The sequence below is a fragment of the Actinoplanes sp. NPDC048967 genome (genome assembly GCF_040649415.1).
In the GTDB taxonomy this organism is placed as follows: Bacteria; Actinomycetota; Actinomycetes; order Mycobacteriales; family Micromonosporaceae; genus Actinoplanes.
This window is the reverse complement of sequence record NZ_JBEZFL010000021.1, coordinates 1-5,433: the sequence shown is the minus strand read 5'-3', so window position 1 is coordinate 5,433 and position 5,433 is coordinate 1. Positions and strand designations below refer to the sequence as shown.

At 73.3% G+C, this 5,433-nt stretch carries 2 protein-coding genes; both read right to left on the bottom strand.

The features are described 5' to 3' along the window. The coding region (locus AB0C12_RS44030) for a beta-ketoacyl synthase N-terminal-like domain-containing protein (RefSeq protein WP_360557218.1) at positions 1-924 on the bottom strand (924 nt) is incomplete at its 3' end. Positions 925-1,024: 100 nt separating this feature from the next. Continuing rightward, positions 1,025-5,422 carry an SDR family NAD(P)-dependent oxidoreductase gene (locus AB0C12_RS44025; RefSeq protein WP_360557216.1) on the bottom strand — a complete coding sequence of 1,466 codons (4,398 nt, stop codon included), beginning with the start codon at positions 5,420-5,422 and terminating at the stop codon, positions 1,025-1,027. Between the last annotated feature and the right edge of the window lie 11 nt (positions 5,423-5,433).

Here is a 5,433-nt window from a genome sequence, read left to right as displayed (position 1 = left end):
ACCATTCGACGCACCATCCTGATTAACCGCAGAACCCCGCACCACCGCCAACACCGGATGACCCAACCGCCGCGCATCCGACAACCGCTCCACCAGAAGCAGCGCCGCACCCTCGGCGAGGATCGTGCCGTCGGCGTCGGCCGAGAACGCCTTGATCCGGCCGTCGGGGGCGAGACCGCGCTGCCGGGAAAAGTCCACGAAGGACTCGGGCGTCGCCATGACGGTCACGCCACCGGCGAGCGCCATCGCGCACTCGCCGTTCCGCAGTGCTTGAACCGCCAGATGCAGAGCCACCAATGACGACGAGCACGCGGTCTCGACGGTGACGGCCGGGCCCTCGAGGCCGAGCGTGTAGGAGACCCGCCCGGTCGTCGCGCTGCCGGAATTGCCGATTCCGGCGAGCCCCTCGACACTCCGGGGCACGTACGGATGCCGCGGCGCGTAGTCGTGGTACATCACGCCGCCGAAGACGCCGATGTGCTGACCACGCAACGCCGACGGGTCGATACCGGCCCGCTCGAACGCCTCCCACGAGGTCTCCAGCATGATCCGCTGTTGCGGGTTCATGGCGAGCGCCTCGCGCGGGGAGATGCCGAAGAACGCCGCGTCGAAACCCGCCGCGTCGGACAGGAAACCGCCTTCGCGGACGTACGCCGTACCGGGGGTCTCCGGATCCGGATCGTAGAGCGCGTCGAGATCCCAGCCGCGGTCGTCCGGGAACGGCCCGATCGCGTCACCGCCCGCCTCGACCAGGCGCCAGAGATCCTCGGGGCTCTCCACCCCGCCGGGCAGCCGGCAGGCCATCCCGACGATCGCCACCGGCTCGTTACGACCGGCTTCGAGGTCCTGCACCTGTTTGCGGGCGGCCCGCAGGTCGGTCAGCGCGAGCTTGAGGTAGTCGCGGAGCTTCTCGTCGTTCGCCATGGCAGATCCGATCTCCGGGTCCGGGCCGCGACGGCGGCCCGGAGCATCCGGTCAGGACAGAGCGGTGGTCGGAACAGGCAGTGCTGAGTGCCGGCAGGCGTCAGGGCCGGCCGAGCTCGTTGTCGATGAGGTCGAAGATCTCCTCGTCGGTGGCGTCGGCCAGGTCGAGGTCGTCGGTGGACGGGCCTACGGCGCCGGTGGGCGCGAGGGCGGCGAGCATCGCCTGCAGCCGTACGGTGATCTCTTCCCGCTCGGCCGGGCCGGTGCCGGTCACCGCGGCGGCCCACGTCTGTTCGATGCGGTGAAGATCGTCGAGGACCGACCCGGCGGTCGTCGCCGGCGCCAGGTCGGTGAGCAACCGGGCCGTGAGGGCCGCCGGGTTCGGGTGGTCGAAGACCAGAGTCGCCGGCAGCCGGACCCCGGTCGCCTTGCTGATCCGGTTCCGGAGTTCCACCGCGAGCAGCGAGTCGAACCCGATGTCCTTGAACGCCTGACCCGGCTCCACCTCGTCCGGGCTGCTGAGGCTGAGCACCCCGGCGACCTGGGCCCGGATCAGGTCGAGCACCGCCCGCTCCCGCTCGGCCGCGCCGAGGGCCGCGAACCGTTCGCGCGGCGACGACTCCGTGTCCTCCGCCGGCCGGGCGACCGGACGGACCGGGCGGGCCAGCCCGCGCAGCAGAGGCGAGAGTCCCGGATCATCCGCTCGCAGGACGGTGGTGTCGAGGCGGGCCGGGACCAGGACGGCGGGTCCGGCGGTGACCGCCGCGTCGAACGACGCCAGGCCCTGCGCGGCGGTGAGGCCGAGCATGCCGCGGCGGCGGCTCAGGTCGCGTGCGGCGTCGCCGAGGTGGCCGGTCATCCCGCTGGCCTGCTCCCACAGTCCCCAGGCGAGAGAGATCGCCGGCAGGCCGAGCGCACGCCGGTGGACGGCGAGCCCGTCGAGGAACGCGTTCGCCGCGGCATAGCCGGACTGCCCGGCGTTGCCGAGCACCCCCGCCGCCGACGAGTACAGGACGAACGCGGCCAGGTCCTGGTGACGGGTGAGCTCGTGCAGATTCCACGCCGCGTCGGCCTTCGCCCGCAGCACCGTCTCGAGGCGTTGCGGGGTCAGCGTGGAGACGAGGCCGTCGTCGAGGACACCGGCGGCGTGCACCACGGCGGTGAGCGGGTGCCGCGCCGGGATCGCGGCCAGCACCGACCGCAGCGCCCGGGCGTCCGCGGCGTCACACGCGACCACCTCGGCCTCGGCCCCGTCCTGGGCCAGGCCGGCGACCAGCTCGGCAGCGCCGGGCGCAGCCGGGCCACTCCGGCTGATCAGCAGAAGTCGCCGCACCCCGTACGTCCGCACGAGGTGCCGCGCCAGCAGCCCACCGAGAAGTCCGGTGCCACCGGTGATCAGGACGGTACCGTCGGCCGCGAGATCGAACCGCTCGGCACCCGCTGCCGTACGCACGAGGCGTGGCACCGCCACGGCGCCGTCACGGACGGCGACCTGGGGTTCGGCACCGGTGAGCGCGGCGGCGGGCGGCTCGTCACCGTCGGCGAGGACGAACCGGTCCGGGTGCTCGGACTGCACGGTACGGATGAAGCCCCACACCGCGGCCGCGGCCGGATCGACGCTCTCCCCGGCCGTGGTGGCCACCGCGGACCTGGTCCGGATCACCAGCCGGGAGGTCTCGAACAACGGCTCGGCCAGCCAGGCCCTGGTCAGGGCGAGCACCTCGGTGAGCCGCTCCCGGCCGCCCGCGACCGGGTCGCCGGTGCCGACGGGAACCCGGTGCTCGACCAGGTCGGGCACGGTCCCGCCCGCGCGGACGGCTGCCGCCAGGCCGGTCAGGGCGGCGAGGTCCGCCACCGCGGCCGGGGCGGCGGTGGCCGCGCCCGGCGTGGCGGCGGGCTGCCAGGCGACGTGGTACAGGTGCGCCTGCGTGTCGCCCCCGGCCAGATCCGCATCGGCGACGGGCCGCGACACCAGCCCGGCGACGGTCGCCACGGGGTCTCCCTTGCCGTCGGCGAGCACCAGCGACACCGTGCCGTCCCCGGTCCGGGTGATCCTGATCCGCAGATCGGTCGCGCCCGCGCTGTGCAGGGTCACGCCGGTCCAGGCGAACGGCAGCAGCGTTCCCGCGGCCGGTGCCTCCGGATCACGGTGCAGCAGTCCGCTCTGCAGCGCCGCGTCCAGCAGGGCCGGGTGCAGCAGGAAACCGGGCTCGGCCGGCAACGCCCCGGCCGGCAGCGACACTTCGGCGTACACGTCGGCGCCGTTCGCCCAGACTGTGTGGACGCCTTGGAAGGTGGGCCCGTACTCGTAACCCGCCTCGAGCTGGCGGTCGTAGAAATCGCCGGTGCCGATCGGCTGTGCGCCGGCCGGCGGCCACTGGGTCAGGCTCGTCCCGGCGGACGTGGCCGGGACGACGGTCCCGGCCGCATGCCGGGTCCACGTGTCGCCGTCGTCCGCCCCGGAGTGCAGCGTGACGGTACGGGCACCGTCCGTCCCGGGCGCTCCGATGGTGACGCGGATCCGGACGCCTCCGGACTCGGGCAGTACGAGCGGCTTCTCGATGACCAGTTCCTCGATGGTGGCGACGCCGGCCTCGTCCCCGGCCGCGATGATCGCCTCCACCAGCACCGCGCCGGGAACGACAGCCACCCCGGAGACGCGATGGTCACCCAGCCAGGGATGCGTACGCAACGACCAGCGGCCGGTGACGACGACGCTGCCGGTCTCCGGCAGCGCCACCGAGGCGCCCAGCATCGGGTGCGAGGAGGCGGCAAGGCCTTGGGCGACCGGATCGGCCGCGGTCGCCACGGTCTCGGCCCAATAGCGGGACCGCTGGAACGGGTACGTCGGCAGCGGCACCCGCACGGCTCCGAGCCCGCTGAACGCCGCCGCCCAGTCGACGTCGACTCCCCGGACGTACAGGGCGCCGGCCGAGGCCAGGAACCGCCGCAGTCCACCGTCGTCGCGGCGCAGAGTTCCGGTGACGACCGTTGACAGGCCCTCGGCGCCGTCCAGCGTCTCCTGGATGCCGGCGATCAGCACCGGGTGCGAACTGATCTCGACGTAGGCCGCATGCCCCGTCTCCGCGAGGATCCGGGTGGCGTCGGCGAACCGGACGGCCTGACGCAGGTTGCGGTACCAGTAGGAGGCATCGAGCTCGGCGCCGGTGATCCATTCGCCCGTGACACTGGACAGGAAACGGATCTCGGGTGACCCGGGTTCGATGCCGGCCAGCAGCTCCAGGAGCTCGTCGCGGACCAGTTCCACGTACGAGCTGTGCGAGGCGTAGTCCACGGGCAGGCGGCGGGCCCGGATGCCGGCGGCGGTGCACCGGGCGAGCAGGTCGTCGAGAGCGTCAGCCGGACCGGCGACCACGGCCGCGGACGGCCCGTTCACGACGGCGATCTCGAGGCGGTCACCGAGCAGGTCCCGGACCTGATCGGCCGGTAGCGCGACCGACATCATGCCGCCGTGCCCGGCCAGGCCGCGCGCGATCACCTGGCTGCGGACGGCGACGACCCGGGCCGCGTCGGCGAGAGTGAGCGCCCCGGCGACACAGGCCGCGGCGATCTCGCCCTGGGAATGGCCCACGACCGCGTCGGGTGCCACGCCGTGCGCCTGCCACAGGGCGGCCAGCGAGACCATCACGGCGAAGGAGACGGGCTGGACCACGTCGACGCGGTCCAGGCCGGGCGCACCGGGCGCCTGCCGGATGACATCGAGCAGGTTCCAGTCCAGGTGCGGTGCCAGCGCCTCCTGGCACTCGGCCATCCGCTCGGCGAACACCGCGGACGAGCCGAGCAGCTCGGCGCCCATGCCGGCCCATTGGGAGCCCTGGCCGGGGAAGACGAAGACAGTCTTCCCGGCGACGTCGGCGGTGCCGGTGATCAGATCGGGGCGAGGTTCCACGGCGGCGAGCGCGGCGAGCTCGGCCGCGGCCTCGGCGGCGTCGCCGGCGACGACGACGGCCCGGCGGTCGAAGGTGGGCCGTCCGGTGGCCAGTGACCAGCCGATGTCGGCCGGGGTGTCCCCGGCCGCCAGCAGCTCGCCCAGCTGCCCGGCCTGGTCACGCAGGGCGGCGGCGTTGCGGGCGGAGAGCACCAGCGGCACGACGGGCGCATCGGTGCGCTCCTGGCGAACAGGCTCGTCGAACGGCACCTCTTCGAGGATCACGTGGGCGTTGGTGCCGGAGACCCCGAAGGAGGAGACGGCGGCCCGGCGCGGACGACCCGGATCCTCCCACTCCCGACTCTCCGTCAACAGCTCGACCGCACCCGCCGACCAATCCACCTTCAACGACGGCTCCGCCACACCCAACGTCGCCGGCAACACCCGATGCCGCATCGCCAGCACCATCTTGATGATCCCCGCAACACCCGCCGCACCCTGGGTATGACCGATATTCGACTTCACCGACCCCAACCACAACGGACGACCACCCACCCGAGACTGCCCATACGTCGCCAACAACGCCTGCGCCTCAATCGGATCCCCCAACGTCGTCCCCG